This window comes from Nocardioides astragali (assembly GCF_024436375.1).
GTDB lineage: Bacteria > Actinomycetota > Actinomycetes > Propionibacteriales > Nocardioidaceae > Nocardioides > Nocardioides astragali.
Genome location: NZ_JAFMZM010000001.1, coordinates 235,311 through 259,927 on the forward strand (window position 1 = coordinate 235,311; position 24,617 = coordinate 259,927).

General features: G+C 70.3%; 28 protein-coding genes, 2 tRNA genes and 1 pseudogene. 17 read left to right on the forward strand and 14 right to left on the reverse strand.

The window, feature by feature from the left end:
• Positions 1 to 45 precede the first annotated feature (45 nt).
• Positions 46 to 726, forward strand: a complete 681-nt coding sequence (locus J3P44_RS01225; RefSeq protein ID WP_255888408.1) for an iron-dependent transcriptional repressor DtxR — start codon at positions 46 to 48, stop codon at positions 724 to 726.
• A 70-nt stretch (positions 727 to 796) separates the two neighbouring features.
• Here the strand turns inward: J3P44_RS01225 and J3P44_RS01230 are convergent, their stop codons facing one another.
• From J3P44_RS01230 to J3P44_RS01240, 3 genes are read right to left on the reverse strand one after another with little or no spacing between them, the layout of a single operon-like run.
• Positions 797 to 1,630 (reverse strand): Sir2 family NAD-dependent protein deacetylase, encoded by an 834-nt coding sequence (locus J3P44_RS01230; RefSeq protein ID WP_255888409.1) that lies wholly within the window; start codon positions 1,628 to 1,630, stop codon positions 797 to 799.
• On the reverse strand, positions 1,627 to 1,896 hold the full coding sequence (locus tag J3P44_RS01235) for a DUF2277 domain-containing protein (protein ID WP_255888410.1): 270 nt from the start codon (positions 1,894 to 1,896) through the stop codon (positions 1,627 to 1,629). The genes J3P44_RS01230 and J3P44_RS01235 overlap by 4 nt, the downstream gene beginning before the upstream one ends.
• A gap of 30 nt (positions 1,897 to 1,926) precedes the next feature.
• On the reverse strand, positions 1,927 to 3,786 hold the full coding sequence (locus J3P44_RS01240; protein WP_255888411.1) for a beta-propeller domain-containing protein: 1,860 nt from the start codon (positions 3,784 to 3,786) through the stop codon (positions 1,927 to 1,929).
• A gap of 52 nt (positions 3,787 to 3,838) precedes the next feature.
• On the opposite strand from J3P44_RS01240, the gene J3P44_RS01245 reads away from it, so the two are divergent.
• Positions 3,839 to 4,999, forward strand: coding sequence for a saccharopine dehydrogenase family protein (locus J3P44_RS01245; RefSeq protein WP_255888412.1), 1,161 nt, complete (start codon positions 3,839 to 3,841; stop codon positions 4,997 to 4,999).
• Positions 5,000 to 5,001: 2 nt separating this feature from the next.
• Here J3P44_RS01245 and J3P44_RS01250 read toward each other — a convergent pair whose 3' ends face one another.
• Both J3P44_RS01250 and J3P44_RS01255 read right to left on the reverse strand, forming a co-directional pair.
• Positions 5,002 to 5,427: an SRPBCC family protein gene (locus J3P44_RS01250; protein WP_255888413.1), complete on the reverse strand. Its 426-nt coding sequence runs from the start codon at positions 5,425 to 5,427 to the stop codon at positions 5,002 to 5,004.
• A gap of 38 nt (positions 5,428 to 5,465) precedes the next feature.
• Positions 5,466 to 5,541: transfer RNA gene (locus J3P44_RS01255), tRNA-Arg, on the reverse strand.
• Between the two features lie 179 nt (positions 5,542 to 5,720).
• On the opposite strand from J3P44_RS01255, the gene J3P44_RS01260 reads away from it, so the two are divergent.
• On the forward strand, positions 5,721 to 7,004 hold the full coding sequence (locus tag J3P44_RS01260; RefSeq protein WP_255888414.1) for an LCP family protein: 1,284 nt from the start codon (positions 5,721 to 5,723) through the stop codon (positions 7,002 to 7,004).
• The gene (locus J3P44_RS01265; protein ID WP_255888415.1) at positions 7,001 to 7,183 is read left to right on the forward strand and encodes a hypothetical protein; all 183 of its coding nucleotides are present in this window, start codon (positions 7,001 to 7,003) and stop codon (positions 7,181 to 7,183) included. The genes J3P44_RS01260 and J3P44_RS01265 overlap by 4 nt, the downstream gene beginning before the upstream one ends.
• Before the next feature lie 27 nt (positions 7,184 to 7,210).
• Here the strand turns inward: J3P44_RS01265 and J3P44_RS01270 are convergent, their stop codons facing one another.
• The 3 genes from J3P44_RS01270 to J3P44_RS01280 all read right to left on the reverse strand — a co-directional run bounded on the left by J3P44_RS01270 (position 7,211) and on the right by J3P44_RS01280 (position 8,635).
• Positions 7,211 to 7,564 carry an MscL family protein gene (locus J3P44_RS01270; RefSeq protein ID WP_255888416.1) on the reverse strand — a complete coding sequence of 118 codons (354 nt, stop codon included), beginning with the start codon at positions 7,562 to 7,564 and terminating at the stop codon, positions 7,211 to 7,213.
• A gap of 65 nt (positions 7,565 to 7,629) precedes the next feature.
• Positions 7,630 to 8,262, reverse strand: coding sequence for an SAF domain-containing protein (locus J3P44_RS01275; RefSeq protein WP_255888417.1), 633 nt, complete (start codon positions 8,260 to 8,262; stop codon positions 7,630 to 7,632).
• Between the two features lie 61 nt (positions 8,263 to 8,323).
• A complete protein-coding gene (locus J3P44_RS01280) occupies positions 8,324 to 8,635 on the reverse strand; it encodes an FmdB family zinc ribbon protein (RefSeq protein WP_255888418.1) in 312 nt (103 codons plus the stop codon).
• Between the two features lie 107 nt (positions 8,636 to 8,742).
• On the opposite strand from J3P44_RS01280, the gene J3P44_RS01285 reads away from it, so the two are divergent.
• On the forward strand, positions 8,743 to 11,385 hold the full coding sequence (locus J3P44_RS01285; protein ID WP_255888419.1) for a penicillin acylase family protein: 2,643 nt from the start codon (positions 8,743 to 8,745) through the stop codon (positions 11,383 to 11,385).
• On the opposite strand, the gene J3P44_RS01290 is transcribed toward J3P44_RS01285, so the two are convergent.
• Positions 11,366 to 11,986 (reverse strand): 5-formyltetrahydrofolate cyclo-ligase, encoded by a 621-nt coding sequence (locus J3P44_RS01290; RefSeq protein ID WP_255888420.1) that lies wholly within the window; start codon positions 11,984 to 11,986, stop codon positions 11,366 to 11,368. The genes J3P44_RS01285 and J3P44_RS01290 overlap by 20 nt on opposite strands.
• Positions 11,987 to 12,008: 22 nt before the next feature.
• Here J3P44_RS01290 and J3P44_RS01295 point away from each other — a divergent pair, with 22 nt between their 5' ends.
• The 7 genes from J3P44_RS01295 (at position 12,009) to J3P44_RS01325 (ending at position 17,306) form a co-directional block, all read left to right on the forward strand.
• Positions 12,009 to 13,412 (forward strand): UTP--glucose-1-phosphate uridylyltransferase, encoded by a 1,404-nt coding sequence (locus tag J3P44_RS01295; RefSeq protein ID WP_255888421.1) that lies wholly within the window; start codon positions 12,009 to 12,011, stop codon positions 13,410 to 13,412.
• Positions 13,405 to 14,634, forward strand: a complete 1,230-nt coding sequence (gene glp / locus J3P44_RS01300; RefSeq protein ID WP_255888422.1) for a molybdotransferase-like divisome protein Glp — start codon at positions 13,405 to 13,407, stop codon at positions 14,632 to 14,634. Before J3P44_RS01295 ends, glp begins: the two co-directional genes overlap by 8 nt.
• Positions 14,634 to 15,113 (forward strand): cyclic pyranopterin monophosphate synthase MoaC, encoded by a 480-nt coding sequence (gene moaC / locus J3P44_RS01305; RefSeq protein WP_255888423.1) that lies wholly within the window; start codon positions 14,634 to 14,636, stop codon positions 15,111 to 15,113. Before glp ends, moaC begins: the two co-directional genes overlap by 1 nt.
• A 13-nt stretch (positions 15,114 to 15,126) precedes the next feature.
• A complete protein-coding gene (locus tag J3P44_RS01310) occupies positions 15,127 to 15,603 on the forward strand; it encodes a MogA/MoaB family molybdenum cofactor biosynthesis protein (RefSeq protein ID WP_255888424.1) in 477 nt (158 codons plus the stop codon).
• Positions 15,600 to 16,208: a GNAT family N-acetyltransferase gene (locus J3P44_RS01315; protein WP_255889149.1), complete on the forward strand. Its 609-nt coding sequence runs from the start codon at positions 15,600 to 15,602 to the stop codon at positions 16,206 to 16,208. The genes J3P44_RS01310 and J3P44_RS01315 overlap by 4 nt, the downstream gene beginning before the upstream one ends.
• Before the next feature lie 60 nt (positions 16,209 to 16,268).
• The gene (sepX, locus tag J3P44_RS01320) at positions 16,269 to 17,150 is read left to right on the forward strand and encodes a divisome protein SepX/GlpR (protein WP_255888425.1); all 882 of its coding nucleotides are present in this window, start codon (positions 16,269 to 16,271) and stop codon (positions 17,148 to 17,150) included.
• A gap of 80 nt (positions 17,151 to 17,230) precedes the next feature.
• Positions 17,231 to 17,306: transfer RNA gene (locus tag J3P44_RS01325), tRNA-Ala, on the forward strand.
• A gap of 107 nt (positions 17,307 to 17,413) precedes the next feature.
• On the opposite strand, the gene J3P44_RS01330 is transcribed toward J3P44_RS01325, so the two are convergent.
• From J3P44_RS01330 to J3P44_RS01350, 5 genes are all read right to left on the reverse strand, one after another.
• Positions 17,414 to 17,719 (reverse strand): tyrosine-type recombinase/integrase, encoded by a 306-nt coding sequence (locus J3P44_RS01330; protein ID WP_255888426.1) that lies wholly within the window; start codon positions 17,717 to 17,719, stop codon positions 17,414 to 17,416.
• Between the two features lie 5 nt (positions 17,720 to 17,724).
• A complete protein-coding gene (locus J3P44_RS01335) occupies positions 17,725 to 18,510 on the reverse strand; it encodes a tyrosine-type recombinase/integrase (RefSeq protein WP_255888427.1) in 786 nt (261 codons plus the stop codon).
• Positions 18,511 to 19,021: 511 nt separating this feature from the next.
• Positions 19,022 to 20,128 (reverse strand): DUF4238 domain-containing protein, encoded by a 1,107-nt coding sequence (locus J3P44_RS01340; protein WP_255888428.1) that lies wholly within the window; start codon positions 20,126 to 20,128, stop codon positions 19,022 to 19,024.
• Positions 20,129 to 20,301: 173 nt separating this feature from the next.
• Positions 20,302 to 20,985 (reverse strand): hypothetical protein, encoded by a 684-nt coding sequence (locus tag J3P44_RS01345; protein ID WP_255888429.1) that lies wholly within the window; start codon positions 20,983 to 20,985, stop codon positions 20,302 to 20,304.
• A gap of 386 nt (positions 20,986 to 21,371) precedes the next feature.
• Complete coding sequence (locus tag J3P44_RS01350; protein WP_255888430.1) at positions 21,372 to 21,962, reverse strand: ABATE domain-containing protein; 591 nt, start codon at positions 21,960 to 21,962, stop codon at positions 21,372 to 21,374.
• Between the two features lie 180 nt (positions 21,963 to 22,142).
• Between J3P44_RS01350 and J3P44_RS24810 the strand changes: the two genes are divergently transcribed.
• The 5 genes and pseudogenes from J3P44_RS24810 to J3P44_RS01375 all read left to right on the forward strand — a co-directional run bounded on the left by J3P44_RS24810 (position 22,143) and on the right by J3P44_RS01375 (position 24,584).
• The gene (locus J3P44_RS24810) at positions 22,143 to 22,691 is read left to right on the forward strand and encodes a carboxymuconolactone decarboxylase family protein (protein ID WP_305121863.1); all 549 of its coding nucleotides are present in this window, start codon (positions 22,143 to 22,145) and stop codon (positions 22,689 to 22,691) included.
• A gap of 221 nt (positions 22,692 to 22,912) precedes the next feature.
• A complete protein-coding gene (locus J3P44_RS01365; RefSeq protein WP_255888431.1) occupies positions 22,913 to 23,767 on the forward strand; it encodes a PNPOx family protein in 855 nt (284 codons plus the stop codon).
• A 37-nt stretch (positions 23,768 to 23,804) separates the two neighbouring features.
• Positions 23,805 to 23,921: pseudogene (locus J3P44_RS24815) on the forward strand (DUF1348 family protein); the annotation flags it as partial.
• A gap of 25 nt (positions 23,922 to 23,946) precedes the next feature.
• Positions 23,947 to 24,381: a DUF1348 family protein gene (locus tag J3P44_RS01370; RefSeq protein ID WP_255888432.1), complete on the forward strand. Its 435-nt coding sequence runs from the start codon at positions 23,947 to 23,949 to the stop codon at positions 24,379 to 24,381.
• Positions 24,297 to 24,584, forward strand: coding sequence for a MarR family winged helix-turn-helix transcriptional regulator (locus tag J3P44_RS01375; protein WP_255888433.1), 288 nt, complete (start codon positions 24,297 to 24,299; stop codon positions 24,582 to 24,584). The genes J3P44_RS01370 and J3P44_RS01375 overlap by 85 nt, the downstream gene beginning before the upstream one ends.
• The last annotated feature ends 33 nt before the right edge of the window (positions 24,585 to 24,617 follow it).

A 24,617-nucleotide genomic window follows, 5' to 3' on the forward strand; every position in this document is an offset into this window, starting at 1 on the left:
GGGACGTGGGACGTGGAACACAGGACATGGGACACAATGACCCCCGTGAGCGACCTGATCGACACCACCGAGATGTACCTCCGCACGATCTACGAGCTCGTGGAGGAGGACATCGTCCCGCTCCGCGCCCGCATCGCCGAGCGCCTGCACCAGTCCGGTCCCACCGTGTCTCAGACGGTCGCGCGCATGGAGCGCGACGGGCTGCTGACCGTGGAGGGCGACCGCCACCTCGAGCTCACCGAGGAGGGGCAGCGCCTCGCGACGCGGGTGATGCGCAAGCACCGCCTCGCCGAGCGGCTGCTCACCGACGTCATCGGGCTGGACTGGGAGCTCGTCCACGCCGAGGCCTGCCGCTGGGAGCACGTGATGTCGGAGACCGTCGAGCGGCGGCTGCTCGAGCTGCTCGACCACCCCACCGAGTCGCCGTACGGCAACCCGATCCCGGGACTCGACGAGCTCGGCGACGTGGGCGGCGAGGAGTTCATGGACAACGTCGAGCCGCTCTCGGTCGCCGCGGTCTCGGAGGACCAGCTGGTCCACGTCAAGCGGATCTCCGAGGAGATGCAGAAGGACGAGGAGCTGATGGGCCTCCTGCGCCGCGTCGGCGCCCTGCCGGGCCGGACCGTCACGATCGCGCGCACCGAGGAGGGCATCCTCATCGGGTCAGGCGGCGAGACCGCCGAGCTGGTGCTCGAAGCGGCCGCGCACATCTTCGTGCGTCGCTGAGCTGTGGATCAGCGATCCCCGGTCAGCCAGGGATCGCTGAAGTTGTCGGCCCGGGCACGGCCTGACAACCTCAGCGAGAGCCTGACAAGTCGCCCAGGAACTCGCTGCACCCCGCCTCGAGCTTGTACGTCGCCAGCGCGTCGCCGCGGGTCGGTCCGCGGTTGACGATGACGATCGGCGTACCTCCCGCGGCCGCCCGCTTCACGAACCGCAGCCCGCTCATCACGGTCAGCGACGAGCCCGCGACCAGCAGGGCGCCCTCGGTGCCCAGCGCCTCCACGGCGGCGTAGCAGCGGGCCACCCGGTCGGCAGGGACGTTCTCCCCGAAGAAGACCACGTCGGGCTTGAGCGGGCCGCCGCACTCGCACGCGGGCACCACGAAGTCGTCGGTCTCGTCGAGGTCGACGTCGCCGTCGGGTCGCGACGCCACCCAGCCGTGACGCGCGAGCCAGTCGGGGTTGAGCTCGTCGAGCGCCCGGGCCAGCTGCTCGCGGGACGACGTCGAGCGGCAGGACAGGCAGACGACGTCCGCGACCCGTCCGTGCAGCGCCACCAGCCGGCGCGAGCCTGCCGCCTCGTGCAGGCCGTCGACGTTCTGCGTGATGAGCAGCGCGGGGTCGAGCGCCGCAAGAGCGCGGTGGCCGTCGTTGGGGACGGCACGGCCCATCCGCTGCCAGCCCAGGTGCGACCGAGCCCAGTAGCGCCGCTGCGCCTGCGGGCTGCCGACGAACTCCTGGTAGGTCATCGGCGTCCGCGCCGGAGACCCGGGCCCGCGGTAGTCGGGGATCCCCGAGTCCGTGGACAGCCCGGCACCGGTCAGCACGACCAGGGGTCGGGTGGCGAGCAGGTCGAGCGCGGCGTCGACCGCCGTGGCCGTGACGCCGCCAGCCGGGCTGAGGGTCACGTGCCGTACCGGAGCTGGGCGCGGGCTCGGGCCTTCTCGGCCTCCACGTCGCGGTTCTTCGGGGGAGCGGTGGTGACCAGGTCCTCGAGCAGGTGCTCGGTGATGTGCGCGATCTCCTTCACCGCGGCATAGAACACCTCCTCGTTGGCCTGCGAGGGCTTGGTCGTGCCCGCCACCTTGCGGACGTACTGCAGGGCGGCGGCGGTGACCTCGTCACGGGTGGCCGGCGGCTCGAAGTTGTTCAGCGGTCGGATGTTGCGGCACATGGTCCGAGCGTACGTCGAACCCGGCGCGGTTCAGAGGGCGAAGAACGAGACGTCCTCACCCGTCACGAGCGCGACCTTGCCGGACACGAGCGGCACCAGCCGTACGTCGGCCACGTCGCTGCCGTGCTCGACCTCGACCATCCGGTTGGTCATCGACCCGTCGTCGAGCGAGAGCACCGAGACCCAGCCGGTGGTCCCGGTCCAGCCCTGGGACACCACCGTGAGCGCCACCCGCTGCTCGGGGAGCCAGGTGAACTGTCGAGGGTCGGTGCCGGCGCCCGCCACGCTGTTCTTCGGGTAGCGCACGACGTGGAGCTGCCGCGGGTTCGTGAGGTCCGTGACGTCGAAGAGGGCGGCCTGCGCGCCGCGGGTCATCCCGCTCAGCGTCGCGTCCTGGCCCACCCCGATGAGCCGTTGCTCGCCGAGGGGGTGGAGGTACTCCGAGAACCCGGGGATCTTCAGCTCGCCCAGCAGCTGCGGGGCGGACCGGTCGGTCAGGTCGATGGCGTAGAGCGGGTCGGTCTGGCGGAAGGTGACCACGATCGCGAGCTCGTCGAACCACCGGACCGACTTGATCTCCTCGCCGATGCCGAGGTCGTCGACGCGACCGGCCTCGACGAGGTCGGAGCCGTCCTCGCGGAGGGTGATCAGGGAGTTGTAGTTGCCGGTCTCGCTGCTCGGCCCGACCGCGACGCGCAGCGAGCCGCCGACGGCGTCCATCGACCAGCGGTCGGCAATGGTGCCCTCGACCGAGCCCGAGGCGACGAAGGTCGCGTCCATCCCGTCCAACGCGAACGCGAAGATCGGGGTGGTGCCGTCGGGCGCCGGCATGGTCATCCGGCAGTCGATGCAGTCGCCGAACCAGCCCCAGTCCGGCCCGCCGGCCGCGAGGTAGAACCGGTCGGTGGAGAAGTACGACGTGTCGGAGTCCGTCGCGACCGCGTGGGACGTACGGCTCGTCGGCCCGGCCGGGTCGAAGGCCACGACGGTGGTCGTGCCGAGTGCGACCTCCTCGTCGTCCGGGATCGCGACGTCCTCGCACTCGACGACCGGCTCGCCGTCGATGGTCGGCAGCCAGTCGGCCAGTGTCGTGTCGCGGACGAGGGCCCGGTTGCGCAGCCTCGACCGGATCTGCCCGAAGGTGCCGTCGGGCGAGGAGAAGTCGAGCTCGGGCAGGCCGTTCTGGAGCACCACGCGCACGACATCGCCGTGGAGCCGGACCGCGGACGCCCGGGCCTCGATGGTCGTGGTGTCCACGACCGTGGGTGAGGTCGGGTCGGAGAGGTCGACCGTGGTGAGGGTGCTGGACCGGCCGTCCGGTGACGAGCCGAGGACCACCGCCCGGCCGTCGACGAAGACCAGCTCGCCGCCCGGGTCTCCCATCCAGTCGTTCCCGCGGGCGTCGTCGAGCCGGGTCGAGGACAGCAGGGCGGGCTCGTCGCCGGAGACGTCGTACGCCAGGAGCTCGCCGTCGCGCATGCGGAGCAGCAGGGACCCTGCGACCTTCACGACGTCGGACTCGTCGACCCCGAGCTCCTGCACGTTGGTCCCCGACTCGTTGCTGGTCGTGCGCGACGTCGTGGCCATTGATCGCTCGCTCCCGGCGCCGGACTCGGTCACGCCCGCGTCACTCGACTGGGCCCCGAACATGACGACCCCGTCACCGCCCCAGCCGTAGGGGCCGACCTGCCCGAGCGCGCGGTCGACGTAGGAGTCGAGCAGGTCGTCGCAGCTCGCCGCGAGGCTCAGGTCGGCGTTGGCCAGCGAGATCGGTGGCGAGGTGGGTGGCTCGTCGGGGCCCGGGTCGCTGCCGAGCGCGTAGCCGACGCCGACCGCGAGGCCCAGGCTGGTGGCGGCGGCGATGCCGGTGGTGATCCTGCGGAGGCTCATGGTCGTGGGACGGCATGGTCGGGGCCGCGGTTCCCCGTGGCACGATGACGCGATGAGCGACGATCATCTCGACCGCCCCTTCGACATCGTGCTGTTCGGCGCCACCGGGTTCACCGGCGGCCTCACCGCCGACTACCTCGCCGCCCACGCGCCCGCCGACCTGCGGTGGGCGATCGCCGGTCGCAACGCCGACAAGCTCGAGGCCGTACGCCAGCGGCTCGGCGGTGATGTCGAGGTGCTGGTCGCCGACGCGACCGACCCCGCCGCTCTGGCCGACGTGGCGCGCCGGACGCGCGTGGTCGCCACGACGATCGGCCCCTACGTCGAGCACGGCGGGCCGTTGGTGGCGGCCTGCGCCGAGGCCGGCACCGACTACCTCGACCTCACCGGCGAGCCGGAGTTCGTCGACCGGACCTTCCTCGCCCACCACCAGACCGCCGTGCGCACCGGCGCCCGCCTCGTCCACGCGTGCGGGTTCGACTCGATCCCGTACGACCTCGGTGCCTTCTTCACCGTCCAGCAGCTGCCCTCGGACCAGCCGATCACCCTGCGCGGTGTGGTCCGCGCCGGCGGAGCCGTCTCCGGCGGCACCTTCCACTCCGCGCTCCAGCAGTTCGCACGCGCCAAGGAGATGCGGACGGCGTACGCCGCACGCCGACGCGCCGAGGTGCGGCCCGAAGGACGGTCGTCACGGGCCGTCAGCGGCAAGCCGCACCGCGACCCGGTGCTCGGCTACTGGCTGCTCCCGCTGTCGACCATCGACCCGATCATCGTCGCGCGCAGCGGCGCCGCGCTGCCGGCGTACGGGCCGAAGTTCCGCTACTCCCACTGGGCCGGCACCAAGACCCTGCGGTACGCCGCCGGTGGCGCCGCAGGCGTCGGGCTGCTCACGGTCGCGGCGCAGGTGAAGCCGCTGCGCGAGCTCCTGCTCAGCAAGGTGCCGCAGGGGTCAGGCCCCGACGAGGCGAAGCGCGAGAAGTCGTGGTTCACCGTCGACTTCGTCGGCGAGGCCGGCGGGCAGACCGTCCGCACCCGGGTGTCCGGCGGCGACCCCGGCTACACCGAGACCGCGAAGATGCTGTCCGAGGCGGCGCTGTGCCTGGCCTTCGACGACAACCCGGAGACCTCCGGCCAGGTCACCCCGGCCCAGGCCATGGGGGACGCGCTGCTCGCGCGCCTGCAGAAGGCCGGGATCACCTTCGAGAACCGCTGAGCTCACGTGGAGGACTCGGCGGCCGCCTTCATCGAGGCGGCTTCCGTCTCGACGTAGCGCCTCGTCAGCGAGCGCGTCATCAGCCAGCCGACCGGGGCCAGCGGCCCCGCCACGTGCACCGCGAGGGTGAGCCGGCTCCCCTCCGGGTGCGGCTCGACGAGGTGCGACGCGGTGACGGTGACGCCGGGCGAGTTCGACTCCCAGGTGAACGACGACCCGTCCGACAGCTCGGTGACGGTCCACACCCCGGCGGGCAGCTTCGGCTGCTCGATCCTGGTCCGGGACCCGAGGACCAGGGGACCGGCGTCGAGCCGCTCCACGGTGTCGACGGTCGGGATCCGCTCGGGCCAGCGCTCCACGTCGGTGAGCACCGACCAGACCCGATCCGGCGAGGCGGCGATGGTGACGGTGTGCTCGAGGCCCGGCATGGGCCGAGCCTACGACGACCTGCTGGTCCGGTCTGGTCTGGTGCCCCAGGCAAGAGTCGAACTTGCGACCTTTCGCTTAGGAGGCGGCTGCTCTATCCACTGAGCTACTGGGGCGTCGCCGGGACGCGCGCACGCGCACTCGGCGGAGAGCATCCTGCCACGACCTCGTACGTCCACCCCACCCGCGGGTTGCAGCGAGCGCGCGCCAGCGGCGTAGTCGAGGAAGGAAATCTTGCTCGGGTCGAGTAGGTTCAGTCCGTTCAGTCCGCCCCACCCCTTCGAAGGTGAGCCCCGTGTCAGAGGAGTCGCGCCCGGAGCCGCCCGTCGGCGCACCCAAGCGCAAGGGCAAGGCGCCGCGCAAGCACACGGTCGGTCGGGTCATCCTGATCAGCGCCGTCGTGCTCGCCCTGGTCACCGGTCTGGGCACGGTCTACTTCATCCGCCACCTCAACGGCAACATCACAGGCGTCTCGCTGGCGGAGCTCGGTGATGAACGCCCGGAGAAGCTGTACAAGGGCAACGGCCAGCCGCTCAACATCCTGGTGATGGGCTCAGACTCACGCGACTGCGACGGGTGCGGCATCGACCAGGAGGGCGGTGGCGGATCCGACACCACCATCCTCGTGCACCTGTCCGCCGACCGCAGCCGGGCGTACGCCGTCTCGATCCCGCGCGACTCGATCGTGGATCGCCCTGAGGTCGGATGCGACGCCGCGGCAGAGACCGACGTGATGTGGAACGCTGCCTACACCGTGGGCGGGCCCGTCTGCACGGTCGCTCAGCTGCAGGAGAATGCCGACCTGCCAGTCGACCACTTCGTGGTGGTGGACTTCAACGGCTTCGGCGACATGGTCGACGCCGTCGGGGGAGTGCCTGTCTGCGTCCCGGAGGACATCGATGACCCGGCGCACGCGATCTTCGTGCCGAAGGGTGATCCCTCGGTGCTCAGCGGCGACCAGGCCCTCGACTACGTCCGCGCCCGCTACGTCGGCGAGCTCGCGCAGCAGAACGACATCTCCCGGATCAGGCGGCAGCAGACCTTCATCGCTGCGCTCGTCCGCAGGGTGAAGTCGGCCGGGACGCTGACCCGGTTCGACAAGGTCGTCAACTTCCTCGACGCCGCCACCAAGTCCCTCACGACCGACACCGAACTGGACTCGGTGACCCGGATCGGCAAGATCGCGATGCAGCTGCAGAGCATCGGCCTCGACAACATCAAGTTCGTGACGCTGCCGACGGAGTACTACTCCCGGGATTCCGAGCACTGGGGCAAGGTCTTCTGGAAGCCGGAGGCCGCGCAGATCTGGAAGCTGATCAACGAGGACAAGGAGCTGCCGGCCAGGCTGATCGGCAGCAGCTCGATCAGCGCCGAGCCGCCGGCCAGCTCGCAGGAGAGCCAGACGCCGACCACCCCGCCTGGGAGCGAGTCGCCGTCCGAGACCGCGAGCGAGTCGCCCTCCGAGACCGCGTCGGAGAGCCCCTCCGAGACCGCTTCGGAGAGCGAGACCGCACCCCCCGAGACACCCGAGGCCCCCGCAACCACGGAGCCGGAGCCCGTCCCGGGCGTCTGCGCATGAGCACCAATAAGGAACCCGACGAGGGTGCCGAGCCGGAGTGGCAGCGCCGGCGTCGCCTGGCCGCGGCCTTCGGGGACGGCGTACCGGAGCAGACGAGCGACGACCGCGACCCCGGTGAGGACAAAGCCGGCAAGGGGGACGACTGGTATCGCGAGCAGGTCCCTCCGCACCACGGCTGAGCGGGTCCGTCCCGCCCGGGGGCGGGCTCAGACGGCGCCGTTGCGCGCCTTGAGCAGGTCGCGGATCTCCTCCAGGAGGGCGACGTCGGCCGGGGTGCCTTCGTCGTCGGCCGGGAAGAAGCGTCCCTTGGCCTTCGTGTAAGGCAGGACGATGAAGAAGTAGACGACCGCGGCCATGATCAGGAACGCGATCACCGCGTTGAGGAATGCACCGAAGCTCTGTTCCTTGGTGGAGAAGTAGGCGGAGCCCGTGTCGGGCAGCAGGCCTGTGAGCCACTCGGTGAAGGTCGTGACCACCGAGGCGAAGGCGAGCGCCATGATCAGACCGGTGGCGATCTCGATCAGGTTGCCCTTGAGGATGAAGTTCTTGAAGCCACTCATGTGTGCCTCCTGGTGATGGCCCCGAGAGAAGGGCCTCGAGCGAGCGAGCGGGCAGGTCCCCCACGCTAGCGGTCCCAGGACACCGTCAGGAACTGGGACAGCGCCGCGCTGCTGATGTCGATCGCCTCCGCGGCCGAGGCACCCACCACGACGAGCGCTCCGCCTGATCCTCCGGCCGGACCGTCGGGTGCGTCGGTCGGCGTGGCGAGGACGGTGACGTCGTGGGCCACGACGGTCGAGGCCCCGGTCCCGGGGTCGGTGGCCACGAGGTCGACCTCGTCGCCCGCCCGAAGCAGTGACGCCATCCCCGCGTCGGGCAGCCGGACGGGCAGGACCGTCTCGCCGGGCTGCGCCAGCGCCAGGCCGGGCCCGACGACACGTACGTCGGTCACCACCTCGCCGCGGCTGATCGGGGCCGCCAGGACCCGTCCGAGCGCTGCGGTCGCCGCACCGGGTGGGGCGAGGTCGGCCGGGAACGCCCGGACGACCAGGTCGTCCTCGTCGAGCAGGATGCCTGAGGGCAGGTCGCGAGCGGCCACGAGCACCTCGACGGTCGCCGCGGGTGGCGGCGCGACGGTCCGCAGGGCGACCAGGGTCGCGGCGGCCGCCAGGGCTGCGGCGATCAGCCGACGTCGGCGCCGCAGCTGGTGGCGTACGGCGCGCAGTCGGCGCCGCGTCGGTGGCAGTCCCGGGAGCATGGCCCGACGCTAGGTCGAACCCGCCGGCTCCCGCTCGGCTCCTCCACAGGGGAGTGGTGTGTCAGTCCGAGGAGGAGGACGACGACGAGGAGGAGGAGGCGGTGGCGGCAGGCGTGCTGGAGGACGTCGACGACGACGAGTCGGAGGATGACGAGGAGGAGGCGCCGGACTTGGCGGGCTCGGCCGACGACGAGCTCGAGCGGCTGTCGGTGCGGTAGAAGCCGGAGCCCTTGAAGACCACGCCGACGGCGTTGAACAGCTTGCGCAGCTTGCCCTCGCACTGCGGGCAGACGGTCAGCGCGTCCTCGCTGAAGCTCTGGAACTGCTCGAAGGAGTGGCCGCACTCGGTGCAGGCGTACTGGTAGGTGGGCATGTGGTGAGTCCTCGGCTGGAGCTGGAACGGCGAGCGGCAGGGCCCGCGCCGACGCGCTGGCACTCTGGCCCTTCGACTGCCAATGGTACGGCACAATGGGCGACGCGATGAGCGACCAGGCACCCACCCCCGCGCCCGACCCCGCCCCCGACGTGGCGGGCGCGCCAGAGATGCACTGGTGGCAGGCCTTCAAGATCGCGCCACGGGCGGTCCGCTGGTCGGCGTGGACGGCCGTCGGGCTCGTGCTGGTGCTGCTGGTGCTCGCTGCCGCCGTCGTGGGCGTCGTACGCCGTCCGCTGCCGCAGACCGACGGCGAGGTGGAGGTGCCGGGACTGTCCGCGTCGGTCGAGGTGATCCGCGACGACTCCGGCATCCCGCAGGTCTACGCCGACACCGACGCCGACCTGATGCGCGCCCAGGGCTACGTCCACGCGCAGGAGCGGTTCTTCCAGATGGACATCCGACGGCACGTGACCGCGGGGCGGCTCTCGGAGATCTTCGGTGTCAACGCGCTGGAGACCGACAAGTTCATCCGCACCATGGGCTGGCGCCGCGTCGCCGAGGAGGAGTGGGCGCTCCTCCAGCCCGCGACGCGCGACGCGCTGACGGCGTACGCCGAGGGGGTCAACGCCTACATCGCCGACCGGAAGCCCTCCGAGCTCGCCACCGAGTACGCCGTCCTCGGCCTCAGCGGCCTCGACTACACGCCCGAGGAGTGGGAGCCCCTCGACTCCCTGGCCTGGCTCAAGGCGATGGCGTGGGACCTGCGCGGCAACATGGACGCCGAGGTCGACCGCGTCCTGCTGTCGCTGGACCACACCGAGGACGAGATCGCCGCGCTGTGGCCGGAGTACCCGTACAACGACCACCCGCCGATCGTCTCGGGCGGCGGGGTCGTCGACGGCGTCTTCGAGCAGAACGCGACGGGCAACGCCACGCGCAACCCCCGCCGACCGGCCTACCCGGTCGAGGTCGTGGCCGCCCTCGAGCGGGTGCAGGACCGGTTGGCCGAGATGCCGGAGCTGGTCGGCAGTGGCCGCGGCATCGGCAGCAACTCGTGGGTCGTCGACGGCGAGCACAGCGCCACCGGCAAGCCGCTCCTGGCCAACGACCCGCACCTGGGCATCAGCCAGCCCGGCGTCTGGATGCAGATGGGCCTGCACTGCCGGGAGCTCAGTGCCGAGTGCACCCTCGACACCTCCGGCTTCACCTTCTCCGGCGTCCCGGGCGTGATCATCGGGCACAACGCCGACATCGCCTGGGGCTTCACCAACCTCGGGCCCGACGTCACCGACCTCTTCCTCGAGCAGACCGAGGGCGACGACCGCTACGTCCGCGACGGCGAGTCGCAGGCGATGGAGGTCCGCACCGAGAAGATCGAGGTGCGCGGCGCGGCCGACGTCGAGCTCCGGGTCCGCGAGACCATCCACGGACCGTTGATCAGTGACGTGTCCGCGGAGTTCGCGACGGTGGGGGCCAACGCGCCGACCGACGAGCCGGGCGAGCGCGGCACCGGGTACGCCGTCGCGCTGGCGTGGACCGCCCTCGACCCCGCCCCGACCGCGGACGCCATCCTCAACCTCAACCGGGCGTCGAACTGGGACGAGTTCCGCGAGGCCGCGGCCGACTTCGCGGTGCCGGCGCAGAACCTCGTCTACGCCGACCGCGAGGGCCACATCGGCTACCAGTCGCCCGGCCGGATCCCGATCCGTCGTGCCGGCAACGACGGCACCATGCCGGTCGAGGGCTGGATCAGCGCCAACGACTGGACCGGTGACTACGTCCCCTTCGACGGCCTGCCGAGCGTGCTCGACCCGGAGGAGGGCTTCATCGTGACGGCCAACCAGGCGGTCGCCGGCGAGTTCTACCCCTACCTCCTGACCAAGGACTGGGACTACGGCTACCGCTCGACCCGCATCCTCGACGCGCTGGCCGCCGAGGGCGAGCTGTCCCTCGAGGAGATGGCGTCGTTGCAGCTCGACTCGGCCAACCCGATGGCCGAGACGCTCGTGCCCTACCTGCTCGACCTCGAGGACCTGCGCTCTCCCTACTACCGCAACGCCCAGGACCTCCTCCGCGACTGGGACTTCACCCAACCCGCCGACAGCGCGCCCGCGGCGTACTTCAACGTCATCTGGCGCAGGCTGCTCGAGCTGACCTTCCACGACGACCTCCGCATTCGCACCTGGCCCGACGGCGGCGACCGGTGGTTCCGGGTCGTCAGCGAGATGCTGGGCGAGCCCGCCGGGCCGTGGTGGGACGACGCGGAGACCGACGAGGTCGAGACGCGCGACGACATCCTGCGGCAGGCGATGGTCGAGGCCCGCGACGAGCTCACCCGCCTCCAGGCCCGGGACCCGCGCCGGTGGACGTGGGGCCACATCCACCGGATGAACCTACGCAGCTCCACGCTCGGCGACTCCGGCGTCGCGCTGGTCGAGCGGCTCTTCAACCGCGACGGCTGGCAGGTCGGAGGCGGCTCTTCGATCGTCGACGCGACCTCCTGGAACGCCGTCGAGGGCTACGAGGTCACCGCCGCGCCGTCCATGCGGATGGTGGTCTCCCTCGCCGACTGGGACGACTCACGGTGGATCAACCTCACCGGCGTCTCCGGTCACCCGGCGTCCTCGCACTACTCCGACCAGACCGAGCTCTTCGTCGCGGGCGAGACCCTGCCGTGGGCCTTCACCCGCGAGGCGGTCGAGGCCGCCGCGGACGACCGGCTGGTGCTCACGCCTGGGTCCGACTGAGGTCCGCCACCCCACCAGCAGTCAGCACGAACCCGACCCGTACGTCGTGGGGGTCGGTCGGCACGACGAGCCCGACCTCGTCGTCGTACAGCACCACCGCCACGGGCGTCCCGTCCGGCACCCGTGCCAGCGCGCGGTCGTACGACCCGCCGCCGCGCCCGAGCCGGTCGCCGGACGCGGAGACGGCCAGCCCCGGGACGATCACGACGTCGGCGGACCGGACCGCGTCGACGCCGAGTCGCTCCCCGGTGGGCTCGAGCAGGCCGCGGGAGGCGGGAGCGAGGCTCGCGGGGCCGGTGTAGAGAGTCCAGTCGAGGTCGTTGTCGGGACGCAGCACCGGCACGACCACCCGCTTGCCGGCGGCGACGAGGGCGTCGAGGAGCAGGCCCGTGCCCGGCTCGCTGCCGACGGAGACGTACGCCGCCACGGTGGCGGCCCGGCGTACGGCGTCCCAGGCCAGCGCAGCACCGGCGACGTCCGCGGCGAACGCCGCCGCAGCGTCGAGCGGACGGCGCTTCCGGGCCGCGAGGACCTGGTCCCGGAGGGAGGTCTTGGCGGCCCCGCTGTCTCCCTGGCTGTCTCCCCAGTCGTGCCCGTCCACATGAGCAGCCTACGATCGAACCATGGCAAGCAAGGGCAGCGCCCACGGCCTCGACCTCGCACGCGAGAAGATGCGGGAGGCCGGGGTCGACGAGGTGGCGATCGACACGTTCGCGCACTACTACCGACTCCTCGAGCACGGCGAGACCGGGATGATCGCCGAGAGCACGATCGAGCCGCTCGACATGGAGGCCTTGGCCGATGTCGACGTCCCCGACGAGGTCGCGGCCGAGGCGATCCGCCAGACGGCCGTCATCAAGCTCAACGGCGGCCTCGGCACGTCGATGGGCATGGACCGCGCCAAGTCGCTGCTGTGCGTGCGCCGCGGGCTCAGCTTCCTCGACATCATCGCCCGGCAGGTGCTCCACCTCCGCAAGGAGTACGACGCGACGTTGCCGCTGATGTTCATGAACTCCTTCCGGACCTCGGCCGACACCATGGAGGCCCTGGCCCGCTACGACGACCTCCCGGTCGAGGGCCTGCCGCTGGAGTTCCTCCAGAACAAGGAGCCCAAGCTCCTCGCGGCCGACCTGCTCCCGGCCTCCTACCCCAAGGCCCCCGAGCTGGAGTGGTGTCCGCCCGGCCACGGCGACATCTACACCGCGTTGCGCGGCACCGGCCTCCTGGCCCGGCTGCTCGATGCCGGCTACCGCTACGTCTTCGTCTCCAACTCCGACAACCTCGGCGCCGTGGCGGACGCCCGCGTCGCGGGCTGGTTCGCCCAGAGCGGTGCGCCGTTCGCGATCGAGGCCGTGCGGCGCACTCCGTCGGACCGCAAGGGCGGCCACTTCGCCCGCCGCAAGGCCGACGGGCGGATCGTGCTCCGCGAGTCCGCGCAGACCCTCGACGCGGACAAGGAGGCGCTCGCCGACCTCGACCGCCACGAGTTCACCTCGACCAACAACCTGTGGTTCGACATCCAGGCGATGGTCGAGGCGCTCGACGCCCGCGGCGGCATCCTCGGACTCCCGCTGATCCGCAACGTCAAGCACCTCGACCCCACCGACCCCTCCACGCCGGAGGTCATCCAGATCGAGACCGCCATGGGCGCCGCGATCGAGGTGTTTGAAGGTGCGCGCACGATCGAGGTCGGCCGCGACCGGTTCGTCCCGGTGAAGACCACCGACGACCTGCTGGTCCTGCGCTCCGACGTCTACGACCTGGGCAAGGACTTCGTGCTCGACCAGGTGGGCGACGAGATCCCGTACGTCGCGCTCGACGGCGACTTCTACAAGCTGGTCGGTGACTTCGACAAGCGCTTCCCCGAGGGCGCTCCCTCGCTGCGCGAGGCCGACTCGTTCACCGTGGAGGGCGACTGGACCTTCGGCCACGGCGTGAAGGTCGTGGGCGACGTCGCGCTCAATGCGAAGGCGGCCAAGCGGATCGAGGGCGGCGCGGTCCTGAGCGAGCAGGAAGCGGATGGCTGACCTGTTGCCCGTGGCCGACTACGTCGAGCGCATCCTCGCCACGGTCTCGCCGCTGCACGCGTTCCAGCAGCCCTTGATGGAGGCCCTCGGCCTGGCGCTGGCCGAGGACGTGGTGGCTCCGATCTCCCTGCCGAGCTTCGACAACTCCGCGATGGACGGCTATGCCGTGGTCGCCGACGACGTCGCCGGTGCGACCGAGGACTCCCCGGTCACGCTGCCGGTCGTCGGTGAGATAGGTGCGGGTCAGTCGTCGATCCTGGCGCTGTCACCGGGCTCCGCGGTCAAGATCATGACCGGCGCCCCGGTCCCGACGGGGGCGACCACCGTCGTGCCCTACGAGTGGACCGACCGCGGGGTGGCACAGGTGCGCATCGAGCGCGCGGGCAAGCCCGGACAGCACATCCGCCCGACCGGTGACGACATCGCCGAGGGCGACATGCTGCTGGAGGAGGGCACGGTCCTGGGCCCCCGCCACCTCGGCATGCTGGCGGCCGTCGGCCGGGCGACCGTCAAGACCCGCCCCCGTCCCCGCGTCGTCGTCATCTCCACCGGCTCCGAGCTGCGCGACCCCGGCACCCCGCTGGGGCACGACTCGATCTACGACGGCAACTCCTACCTCCTCGCCGCGGCCGCCCGTGCCGCCGGCGCGATCGCCTACCGCGTCGGCATCGTGCCCGACGAGTCGCACGCCTTCACCGAGGCACTGAGCGACCAGCTGGTCCGCGCCGACCTCGTCGTGACGAGCGGGGGAGTGAGCGAGGGCGACTTCGACGTCGTCAAGGAGTCGCTGTCGCACCACGGCACCATGTGGTTCGGCGGCGTCGGCATGCAGCCCGGCAAGCCGCAGGGGTTCGGCACCATCGGCGAGGACGACACCCCGGTCTTCACGCTGCCCGGCAACCCGGTCTCCTCCTACGTCTCCTTCGAGATGTTCGTGCTGCCCGCGATCCGCCGGATGATGGGCAAGCTCCCCTACGTCCGCCCGACCTCCCGAGCGAGGCTCACCCACGGGCTCGCCTCGCCTGAGGGGAAGGTCCAGCTGGTGCGGGGCCTCCACGAGACCGACCGCGGCGGCACCTTCGTCTCCCCGGTCGGCGGTCATGGCTCGCACCTGATCGGCGACCTCGCGACCGCCAACTGCCTGATCGAGGTGCCGGCCGACGTCACCGCGATCCAGGCCGGGGAGATGGTCGCGATCCGCCGGCTCGACGAGGAGTTCTGATGGGCGGATCCGAGAGCCGACTGACCCACGTCGACGAGACCGGCGCCGCTCGGATGGTCGACGTGGGCGACAAGCCCGTCACCGCGCGTACGGCGTCCGCGACCGGCCGCGTGCTGGTGAGCCGCACCGTGACCGACCTGCTCCGTGGCGAGGGCGTGCCCAAGGGCGACGCGCTCGCCGTGGCCAGGCTGGCCGGGATCATGGGCGCCAAGCAGACCCCGTCGCTGATCCCGCTGTGCCACCCGCTGTCGATCTCCGGCGTGACCGTCGACCTCGCCGTGACCGACGAGTCGGTGGACATCACCGCGACCGTGCGCACCACCGACCGCACCGGCGTCGAGATGGAGGCGCTGACAGCCGTGTCGGTGGCCGCGCTCACCGTGGTCGACATGGTCAAGGCGGTCGACAAGGCCGCGGTCATCACCGACATCCGGGTCGAGACCAAGACCGGTGGCAGGTCGGGTCCATGGAAAAGATGAGGCTGTGGAAGCGATGAGCCTCCGCGCCGCGGTCGTGGTCGCGTCCAACCGCGCCTCGGCCGGCGTCTACGCCGACGAGACCGGTCCGCTGATCGCGGACTGGCTGCGCGAGCAGGGCTTCGAGTGCGACGAGCCGGACGTCGTGCCGGACGGCGACCCGGTGCGCGAGGCCATCGCTGCGGCCGTCGACGCCGGGGCCCGCATCGTGCTCACCACCGGCGGCACGGGGCTCACGCCGACCGACCGGACGCCCGAGGCCACAGCGCCCCTCCTCCACCGCCAGGTCCCCGGCATCGCCGAGGCGATCCGCGCCGCGGGAGTCGCCAAGGGCGTGCCGACCGCGATGCTCTCGCGGGGGCTCGCCGGCATCGTCGGCGACTGCCTGGTCGTCAACCTCCCTGGTTCGCGCGGGGGCGTGACCGACGCGCTCGGCGTCCTCGAGCCGGTCGTGCGGCACGCGGTCGAGCAGGTCATCGGGAGCGACCACTGAACGCCCCTCCCGGCTGGCCGGCGCGGCTCGAGTCGCAGGAGGTCGTCGTCCGGTCGCTCCGCCGAGCCGATGCCGACGAGTGGCAGGCCGTACGTGCCCGCAACCACGACTGGCTGCGGCCGTGGGACGCGACCGTCCCGCCCGGGGCGGCGCCGCGCCCGACGTCGTACAAGATGGTGGTGCGCTCCCTGCTGCACCAGGCCAAGCAGGGGCTGTGCCTGCCGTTCGTCATCGAGGTGGAGGGCCGCTTCGTCGGGCAGGTCACGGTCAGCAACGTGGCCCGCGGCTCGGCCCAGTGGGGGTCGATCGGCTACTGGGTCGCCGCCGACGTGGCGGGTCGCGGCGTCGCCCCTCGCGCGGTCGCGCTGGTGATCGACCACTGCTTCGGGCCGGTGGGCCTGCACCGCGTCGAGATCTGCGTCCGGCCGGAGAACACCAACTCGCTGCGCGTCGTGGAGAAGCTCGGCCTCGAGCAGGTCGGCTACTCGCCCCGTTTCCTCCACATCGACGGGGCCTGGCGCGACCACCGGATCTTCGCGGTCACCGTCGAGGAGTGCCCGGAGGGCATCATGTCCCGGCTGACGACACACCAGTCACACCAGTAGTTCTGCGACACACCACTTGACATCCGTCCCGGTCGTGCTCCGCGCTCCTACGCTGCGATCGTGGACCTGAGCGCTCTCATCTTCGTCGCCCTTGCCGTGGCGTGGGCCGTCTACCTGATCCCCAAGGCTCTCAAGCATCACGACGAGGTCGTCCGCAGCCGGTCGGTCGAGAAGTTCTCGCACACCATGCGAGTGCTGGCCCGCCGCGAGCCGGTCGACCGACGCAGTGCGCGGCTCGTGGTGGCCCCGATCCGCGCCGCCCTGCGCCCGCCCGTCGAGACCAAGGCCCACGTGGCACCCGAGCCTGTTGCGCCGGCGGCCGCTCCTCGTACGCCGTCCCCGCAGGCCGAGCGCGCGTCCGCGCGGCGCGCGGCGAAGCGTCGCCGCAACGTCCTGGCCCTGGTCGTCCTCGCCAACGCCGTCGTCATCGGTCTGGCGGCCGCGTCCGTCCTCATCTGGTCCTGGGTCGCCGCACCAGCGGGCGTGCTCGTCGCGTGGCTGGTGGCCTGCCGTCTCTCCGTCCGCGCCGAGCGCCGCCAGCGTGCGGCCCGTTCCGCGATCGAGATCGGCCTGCCGCCCCGCGTCGAGGAGGAGGAGGAGGTCGGCGACGTCGAGCTCACCGGCGAGATGCCGATGACTCCGCCGTCGCCGCGCGCGCCGACGGTGCCCGCGGTCCCCGCCGAGTCCCCGGCCACCGAGACCCCCGCGGTCGCCGACGGCGTGCCGGTCGTGGGTGGCTGGGACATGGTGCCCACCACGCTGCCGACCTACGTCACCAAGTCCACGGCCCAGCGTCGTACGGTCTCGACGATCGACCTGGACTCCACCGGCGTCTGGTCGAGCGGTCACAACGACGAGGCATCCGCCCTCGCCCGCTCCGCCGAGCAGTCCGCCAAGACCGCTCGCGAGGCGGACGAGAAGCGTCGCGCCAGCGGCGCCTGATCGACCTCGGCTGAGGGGGCGGGCCGATTCGGCGGCCCCTCTCGGGCTCGTGTATCTTGGCGTCGCGCCGTGAGGCGCATGGGGCTGTGGCGCAGTTGGTAGCGCGTCTCGTTCGCAATGAGAAGGTCAGGGGTTCGAATCCCCTCAGCTCCACCACGTGACGAAGAACCCGCAGGTCGCCCTGACCTGCGGGTTCTCGGTTTTTTCCTGCCCTCACGCCGCGGGACTGACACCGGTGATGTTCGTCGGCAAAGTGCGTCCGCTTACCCCCCGCGTCCCCCCGGCCCCGGTGCTGCCCGCGCGGGGCCGCGGCGGGGGCCTCGGCCGGGGTCGTTGAGGCGCTCCAACCCGGCTTGGTCGGCCGAGGTGCCCAGGAAGTGCAGGTACCGGTTGGTGGTGGCGATCGACTCGTGTCCCATCCACGCCTGGACCGTGCCCGGGTCCACGCCCCGTGCCAGCCACAAGCACGCCGCGGTGTGCCGCAGGTCGTGGATCCGGCGACCGCCGCCGGTGCGGTCCCACTTCACCGTCCGCAGCACCGCCGTGCGGTGCAGGCGGGCACCGCCCACCGTGGTCAGCAGCAGATCGTTCGGCTCTTGGAGACGACCAGCCGCCGGATGATCGGCAGGATCCGGTCGGCCACGGGCACCCGGCGCCCGCGTCGGCCCTTGGTCGCCTTCACCGCCCCGCCCTCGGTGTGCGAGCGGCGGACGAGCAGACCGGCTGTCGGCACCTCGACCACGTCCTCGACCAGCACCGCCCGCGCCTCGCCCCACCTCATCCCGGTCCAGCCGAGCACCAGCAGCACGTCCGCCAGGTGTGGGTCGTGCTCATGCCACAGCGCATAGGTGGCCTCGAGTTCCGCCTCGGTCCACGGCCGCATCTCGGTGGGCTCCTCCGAGGACCGGGGGACCTTCGTCCCGGTCACCGGGTTCCGCACGATGATCTTCTCTCGCACGCACCAGGTGAAGAAGCTGGACAGGCTGGCGCGGTACCGGACCACCGATCGTTCGCCGAGGCCGTGCTGGATCAACGCCTCGAACGAGCGAGCCACCTCGCGCTCGGAGACGGCCGACACCTGCATGGCCTGCAGGCTCGTGGGGACCAGCCGCTGCAGGGCCTGGTCCGTGCGATACGTCTTGGCCGCCACCGTGAACTCGCGGATGGCCAACCACTCCTCCAACAAGGCCCGCACGAGACGGCGTCCAGTGCGGGGATCAACCCCACCGGCGAGGACAGCCCTCTCTCGCGCGAGCCAGTCGCTCGCCTCCCGCTTGGTGTCGAAGGTCCGGCTGGCGACGAACTGCCGGCCGCTCTTCAGTCGGGCTCGGAACCGGCCGCTGGGAGTCTTCTCGATCATGTGCGTCGTCCTCCTCGCGGCGCGCCTACGACGCCCGCGCGAGCCACTGCTCGACGTCGAGGCGCCGATACCGCGGACACGTCGGGGTCATCCACGTCACCCGCGGACCCATCCCACGCTGCCGCCACCGGCACAACGTCGACTCCGACACCCGAATCCACTTGGCCACTTCACTGCTGGTGAGGATCTCCTCCACCGTTTCCATCTGGTCACCTCCGACCACCCGGGGCGGCACGCGCCGCCCGCGATTCTCTGATGGTCACCTATGAACGCGTCGCCTCACCGAGCGATCAATGTCGCCTGTGGAATTCCTGCGTTGCTTCCGCATCTGGGGATGCAGTCGCCGCAGGGACGCTCCGGACTCTCACCGTGGACCACCCAGCCGTGGCGGTTCTTGGGCGCTGCTCAGCGCCCAGAATGACGTAGGCCGACCAGCCGCCGTTTTAGGCAATGTCTGTACGCATCGTCAGCGTCCTGGAGGAACGAAGATGACTCGCGGCGCGGCGTGGGTCTACATCTTGTCCACTTGGCGGCGTCCGGGGATGGGCCACGGGAGATCTTTGATGCTTACGCCACGTCGCTCGCCGCTAGCGGGGCTCATCCGCCCCCACGCTTCGCGCTGTTCGTCAGTCATATCGCTGAACAGGCCCTTTTCACGGATGAGGTCCGAGGCATCGGACATGGATGGTTCGATCGATCTATCCGGGTCAGGAAGGTGGAGTCGTCCAAGGGGGCTGTCCTCGGGATGGTGATGCACGTACTTTCGAGCACCCAACACCGTCTCTTGGTTGATGGAATCGGCCACCTGAGTGGTGCCGTCATGCTGGAAGTCGGGCACCTTCTCCAGCCCGGGCGGCAAGGACGGGAATCGATCGTGCGGCTGGATGGTCAACGCGGCGCGGCGGCTGAGCGGTATCAGGAAAAGCTCGGCGGTGGCGATACCCACACCACTCCACTCCGGGTGGTCGTCCCCCGGCACCAGGTTCACGGGGTGGTCCGAGGTAACGATGGATCGGCGATTGAATCGGAACACAGTCCAATGGCAGTCGTGCAGGTAGGCCGCCATTCTCGGTAGCAAGTCCATCAGGATCCCAATGTGCTGCTTGACGTCAGGTACGAGGTCCGGCCCGCCCGGCTTCGTGATGTCCTCCCACTCATGATCCAGTTCCGCGTCCGGTATGTCCCTGGACTCGGCACCTTCGATCAGTTCGCGCAACGCTTCCTTGCCCGCAGTGCCGACAATCAACCGTATGAACTGGGCGTTCATACTTCCCTGACTGGCCCGCACGTCCTCCGCCCTCAGGTGCTGGAGCGCGATCCAGGTTGCGAGAGCCACGCGGTGGTCGCCTGTGATGGGCCACGTTCCACTCAGCAGTTTCCGAAGCGCCTCTGAGGCAGGCCCTTCAATCTCGCCGAAGACCTTCTCGAACACGTCGGACTGTGTGCCGTCGGGCAGTGTGATCGTGTAGAAGTCTTTGATCACAGCCGCGTCACCGGTGGACAGAACATGCTCCGATTCGCCTGGCAATGACACGCGACGAACACGCCCCGTGTCGCTGGCAAAGCCGTTGAGATAGAACCGCGACACAACATGCTGTCGCCGAACCCGTTCCACCACGCGATGCCTCCCCTGTGTCCTCTCACCGTACGTCTCGCCGCCGACAGTCACCGTCCAGTTGCCCTACATCTGCCGGCCTGCGGTGTCTTTTAGGTCTGCGAGGCATGCCGCCGCTAGCGAAGCGCGGACGCGAGCCCGCCGGGCAGCCGCCGACAGGTCGGGGCGGTCTAGCGCTAGGGAAGCGGGTACATCTCCCACCCGCTCGACCCGAACCGGTACAGGTTGTGGGAGAACGACGAGACGAACCACAGCACGTCGAGGCCGGGCGACAAAGTCAGCGGCACGGTCGGAATCACCGGCGGCGTGCGCATCAATCCCGCCCATTGTTCGAACGGCAGAGCGCCCTCCCCAAGGATGAGGAACAGATGTTTCTGCATTCCGGTGGCGCGATTGAGTTTGTCGATGTGGCGCACTTGATTCGGCTCACTAAGCACGGCCTCGATCACGGAGGCCAAGCCTGCAAGCTCAACGTCCACCGCCCCACCACCCCCTGGGGGAAGCACTTCGAAGGCGTAAGGCGATCCGTCCGCGGAAGTCGTGAGGTCAGGACTACCCCACAACTCGACCGAGGACTTGAGTAGCCAAGCGATGTCCGGGTCTTGGTGTTCCCACGGGTAAAGGACGCCGGTCTGAGTGATGCCCCGGTCCTCGCAGTACCGGACGATTCGGTCGTAGCGCTCCCGCAACTCAGGGATATCCCGAGGCGAACCGATGTCCGCTCGCCAATACCAGCTGCCGGGATTCGGCCATTGGTTGTTCTCGGCTCCCAGGATCGCATCGCGCAGTTGAACACCCTCCGCCGAGTGGCTAGTCACTTCCAAAGCTGCCTGGCTTCCGTCCGCCAAGGTCAGCAGCACGTCGAAAGCTCCTTGCCTACCTCTGACGTCATACGCTTCCGCGGTGCAGCCCAGCGCCGCACATACCGCGACCGCGGCAGCCCGCTCCTGCGGGGATAGGCCGTCTAGGGGATTCGCCTCGCTCACAGATTGAGGCTAGACGCCGTTTCTGACAATGCCGACTGGATTCGCATCGTCAACCGCAGGACCAGTTCGAGGGTGGTCCGCTTGCGAACGCCATCCGTCGCTCAGCACAAGGGCGCACGCGATTCCGGCCAGCACATGTGCGGCGACGTGCCTCCCGCGTCTTAGCCCCTCTGCCGGCGGCTGAGGAGACTCGTGCGGCATTCCGCCGCCTATGACTGTCAAGCGCGGGAAAATGCGTGCAGGTGTCAATCCGACTCGGATCAGACGCTTGCAGCCTTCCGTCGTCGGTAGTGACGGGCGGCGCGAGCGCGGTTGCCGCAGGCTGAGGAGCACCACTCGCGGCGGTTGTGTTCCTTGGCAAAGTACAGAACGCAGCCCGGCGCGAGGCAAGCACGCAGCTCGGGCTGGTTGCCGCTCGCGAGCATGGCGATGAACTCGGCCGCAAGCATCGAGGCGATCGCCGACCCGGCCGGCTGGGCGAGGTGCAGGGTGCTGACAGGCTGGTGGCCGACAGGCCAGTCGACGGCCAGCCACGACGGCGAGGCGGCCACGACCTGGTTGAGGACCTCGAGCGCCTGGCCACGGTCAGAGATGGGCGAGGCACCAGCTGTCCGGGGATCCTGGGTGGCCTCGGCCGTCAGCCTTCGCAGCGCATCACGCAGCCGACGCAGTTCGGTGGCCGCGTTGTCGAGGTCGACCGGCCGGTCGGAGTCCAACCACGTCGCAACGCCGGGCGCACGTTCTTCCAGACGCGCACCGACGGCCCGCAACCAGGCGAGCGCCTCGGCATCAGTGCTGAGCGCGTCGTGAACGCCGCCACGGTCGGCCCAGATGGTGTTCATCAGCTCCACGGGAAGTGGCTCTCCGAGCAGTGGCGCCTGGGTCGGCTCAACGGCGGTCGTCATGCCACCACACTACCGCACCTAACGGATACCGCCCATCCTAACCGTTTGACTCGATCGTGAGCATATGCCAGTGTTGCTAACGGTTAGTGGATCCACTATCCGTTAGAACATCGAGAGGAAGCCTTAATGTCGAAGCTGCCCCAGATCGACCCCGCCACCGCCACCGGCGCCGCTGCCGAGCTCCTGGCCCAGGTACAGAAGACCCTCGGCGTGACGCCGAACATGACCAAGGTGATGGCCAACAGCCCCGCGCTGCTCAACGGCTACCTCGCCCTGTCGGGCGCCCTGGGCGGCGGCGTGATCCCGGCGCCGGTGCGGGAGCGTCTGGCCCTGGCCACCGCCGAGGCCAACGGCTGCGAGTACTGCCTGTCGGCCCACACCTACATCGGCGCCAACATCACCCACGTCGACGCCGACGAGCTCGACCGGGCCCGCGATGGCAAGTCGACCAACCCGCACATCGAAGCCCTGCTGACCCTGTCCAACGCCATCCTGGGCACCCGCGGTGCCATCGACGACGCCGACCTCGACGCCGCCCGCCACGCCGGCGTCACCGACTCCGAGATCGGCGAGGTGGTCGGTCACATCGCACTCAACGTCCTGACCAACTACTTCAACACCCTCAGCCAGGTCGCCAACGACTGGCCGGTCGTCACCCCCCGCCTGGCCGCCTGAACCAGCGCGTAGCGCCACCCGCGGCGCACCAGCACTCCCGCGTGGCCCGTGCGCACACCAGCACGGGCCACACGGGGTCGCCGGCGTCCAGAGACAACCCCCGCAGACAGGAGAAGACCTTGACCCCACACCGGCTGCCCGTCCCGCCTGGCTTTCACGAGGGCGAGCTCGCGGTACAGCAGCAAGCCGGGGTCCGCGCCGCGGCCTCCCGACTGCGCGCCATGCTTGATCCCGCCAACCTCAGCGGGGGCGCCGTCCGCTTCCTGGCCAGCCAGACCTTCGCCATCCTCACCGGACGCGACCACGACGGAGTCCTGTGGACCTCACCCCTGACCGGACCCGCCGGGTTCCTCGAGGCAACCGACCCAAACACCCTGCGCGTGAACACCGCGCCGTCGCCGGGTGACCCGCTCCACGCCCTAGATGCCGGCCAGCCGGTCGGGCTGCTGGTCATCGACTTCACCAAGCGCCGGCGCTACCGCATCAACGGCTGGCTCGCCGCAACCGCACAAGGACGCGGGGCAGGGCTCACCATCGAGGCAGACCAGGCCTACGGCAACTGCCCCCAGTACATCCAGCCGCGCGACCTCACGCCTGACACGGGCGGGAGCACCAGCCCAACGCACGCCGGCATACCACCCGCCGACGACGCACAGCTGTCCGAGGACGACATCGCCCAGGTCACCACCGCGGACACATTCTTCCTCGGCACCACCCACCCGAAGCATGGCAACGACGCCTCGCACCGCGGAGGCCCGCCTGGCTTCGTCCGGATCCATAACCACGCTCACCTGTGGTGGCCGGACTACGCCGGCAACAACATGTTCAACAGCCTCGGCAACCTCGCGGTCGATCCGACTGCCGCACTGCTGTGTTGCGACTTCACCACCGGACGCACCCTTCACCTCTCCGGCACCGCCCAGGTGGAACACACAGACGCCGGTGTCACCGGCGACGACGGCGACATCGGCCGCCGCGTCACCTTCGCCGTGGAGCGCACCCGGACCGGAGCCCCGCTACCCCTGCGCGCCGCTCCCACCGCCGGCCAGCCCCGCAACGCCGTCCCGACCGCCTGAACCCACACCCCGCCCACCGACCGAGGAGACACTCACAATGCCCGGGACCCGCTCGCCGTTCCCGCCCTTCGACCTCGACAGCGCACTGACCAAAGTGCAGGCCGCCGAGGACGCCTGGAACACCCGCGACCCCCACCGCGTCAGCCTCGCCTACACGCCCGACTCCGTATGGCGCAACCGTGACACCTTCGTCACTGGCCGCGACGCCATCTGGTCCTGCTCACCGCAAGTGGAAGCGCGAGCAGGACTACGCACTGCTCAAGAGCCTCTGGGGATTCCACGACAACCGCATCGCCGTCCGCTTCCAGTACGAATGGCACGACCACGCCGGCCAGTGGTTCCGCAGCTACGGGAACGAGCTGTGGGAGTTCGACGAGGACGGACTGATGCGCCGCCGCGAAGCCAGCATCAACGACACCACCATCAACGAAGCCGACCGTCGCTGGTTCGGACCACGCCCCGAGCACGAACGCGGCATCGAGTTCTGGACCCACCAGGACATCCCCCTCCGGCTGCGATGGCCGGCGAAATGGCGACCCTCGCCCAGCGCACGAACGCCACTCTTCCGCGGCTCTCGCACGTCGTACGACGGCTCGAGGATCGCGGCTTGGTGAAGCGGGTGCCGTGCCCCGAGGACGGCCGCGCCACCACGCCCTCCTCACTGAGGCCGGGCGGAACGCGGTTGTTGACGCCGCGCCTGGACACGTGGACACCGTGCGCACCCACGTGCTCGACCCCCTCGCCCGCGAGCAGCTCGAACAGCTCCGCGGCATCGGGGATGCGTTGCCGACCAGGCTCGACCCCGACGGACGGATGACCGCCCGGGATGACCCTGACCGCATCTCGTAGG

What these genes read in the sequence shown, in the direction of transcription:
- J3P44_RS24810 (WP_305121863.1), top strand. Translation starts at nt 22,143, where the DNA reads ATGTCGAAGCTGCCCCAGATCGACCCCGCCACCGCCACCGGCGCCGCT.
- J3P44_RS01235 (WP_255888410.1), bottom strand. Translation starts at nt 1,896, where the DNA reads ATGTGCCGCAACATCCGACCGCTGAACAACTTCGAGCCGCCGGCCACC.
- J3P44_RS01245 (WP_255888412.1), top strand. Translation starts at nt 3,839, where the DNA reads ATGAGCGACGATCATCTCGACCGCCCCTTCGACATCGTGCTGTTCGGC.
- J3P44_RS01265 (WP_255888415.1), top strand. Translation starts at nt 7,001, where the DNA reads ATGAGCACCAATAAGGAACCCGACGAGGGTGCCGAGCCGGAGTGGCAG.
- J3P44_RS01295 (WP_255888421.1), top strand. Translation starts at nt 12,009, where the DNA reads ATGGCAAGCAAGGGCAGCGCCCACGGCCTCGACCTCGCACGCGAGAAG.
- J3P44_RS01375 (WP_255888433.1), top strand. Translation starts at nt 24,297, where the DNA reads ATGGCGACCCTCGCCCAGCGCACGAACGCCACTCTTCCGCGGCTCTCG.
- J3P44_RS01335 (WP_255888427.1), bottom strand. Translation starts at nt 18,510, where the DNA reads ATGATCGAGAAGACTCCCAGCGGCCGGTTCCGAGCCCGACTGAAGAGC.
- J3P44_RS01285 (WP_255888419.1), top strand. Translation starts at nt 8,743, where the DNA reads ATGAGCGACCAGGCACCCACCCCCGCGCCCGACCCCGCCCCCGACGTG.
- J3P44_RS01270 (WP_255888416.1), bottom strand. Translation starts at nt 7,564, where the DNA reads ATGAGTGGCTTCAAGAACTTCATCCTCAAGGGCAACCTGATCGAGATC.
- J3P44_RS01280 (WP_255888418.1), bottom strand. Translation starts at nt 8,635, where the DNA reads ATGCCCACCTACCAGTACGCCTGCACCGAGTGCGGCCACTCCTTCGAG.
- J3P44_RS01275 (WP_255888417.1), bottom strand. Translation starts at nt 8,262, where the DNA reads ATGCTCCCGGGACTGCCACCGACGCGGCGCCGACTGCGCGCCGTACGC.
- J3P44_RS01250 (WP_255888413.1), bottom strand. Translation starts at nt 5,427, where the DNA reads ATGCCGGGCCTCGAGCACACCGTCACCATCGCCGCCTCGCCGGATCGG.
- glp (WP_255888422.1), top strand. Translation starts at nt 13,405, where the DNA reads ATGGCTGACCTGTTGCCCGTGGCCGACTACGTCGAGCGCATCCTCGCC.
- J3P44_RS01240 (WP_255888411.1), bottom strand. Translation starts at nt 3,786, where the DNA reads ATGAGCCTCCGCAGGATCACCACCGGCATCGCCGCCGCCACCAGCCTG.
- J3P44_RS01310 (WP_255888424.1), top strand. Translation starts at nt 15,127, where the DNA reads ATGAGCCTCCGCGCCGCGGTCGTGGTCGCGTCCAACCGCGCCTCGGCC.
- moaC (WP_255888423.1), top strand. Translation starts at nt 14,634, where the DNA reads ATGGGCGGATCCGAGAGCCGACTGACCCACGTCGACGAGACCGGCGCC.
- J3P44_RS01365 (WP_255888431.1), top strand. Translation starts at nt 22,913, where the DNA reads ATGCTTGATCCCGCCAACCTCAGCGGGGGCGCCGTCCGCTTCCTGGCC.